Annotated in this window: 2 rRNA genes; both read left to right on the plus strand. The window is 49.2% G+C overall.

The features are described 5' to 3' along the window. A 23S ribosomal RNA gene (locus tag AC1DWI_RS25040) occupies window positions 1–448 on the plus strand; the annotation flags it as partial. Window positions 449–591: 143 nt separating this feature from the next. Beyond that, window positions 592–704 (plus strand): 5S ribosomal RNA (rrf, locus tag AC1DWI_RS25045). Window positions 705–813 lie beyond the last annotated feature (109 nt).

Below are 813 nucleotides of genomic sequence, written 5' to 3' on the forward strand. Positions count from 1 at the left end.
CTGATACCGCCCAAGAGTTCATATCGACGGCGGTGTTTGGCACCTCGATGTCGGCTCATCTCATCCTGGGGCTGTAGCCGGTCCCAAGGGTATGGCTGTTCGCCATTTAAAGAGGTACGTGAGCTGGGTTTAAAACGTCGTGAGACAGTTTGGTCCCTATCTTCCGTGGGCGCTGCAGATTTGAGGAAGCCTGCTCCTAGTACGAGAGGACCGGAGTGGACGAACCTCTGGTGTATCGGTTGTCACGCCAGTGGCATTGCCGAGTAGCTAAGTTCGGAAGAGATAACCGCTGAAAGCATCTAAGCGGGAAACTCGTTTCAAGATTAGATCTGCCGGGGCCTTGAGCCCCCTAAAGAGTCGTTCAAGACCAGGACGTTGATAGGTCAGGTGTGGAAGCGCAGTAATGCGTTAAGCTAACTGATACTAATTGCTCGTGCGGCTTGACCCTATAACTTTGATTAATTCGAAGTTGTTATGCCAAGTTGACGCATTCAAAAAGCATAGCTCAGCAGCTGTGCGAATCTAAATACAAGCTGATTTACTCTATGAATTCGATGGATTGTTCTTTGGACAATCTGTCAACAAGTTATGCCTGATGACCATAGCAAGTTGGTACCACTCCTTCCCATCCCGAACAGGACAGTGAAACGACTTAGCGCCGATGATAGTGCGGATTCCCGTGTGAAAGTAGGACATCGTCAGGCTCTTACAGCAAGGAACGCCCGGTTGATTTTTTTTCAACCGGGCGTTTTCTTTTGTGCGCTTGGTTATTGACCAGGCCACAGAGTTTAAAAAGCCCGCATGAATTCATGC

The sequence above is a fragment of the Polaromonas sp. P3_C2 genome, from assembly GCF_056402675.1.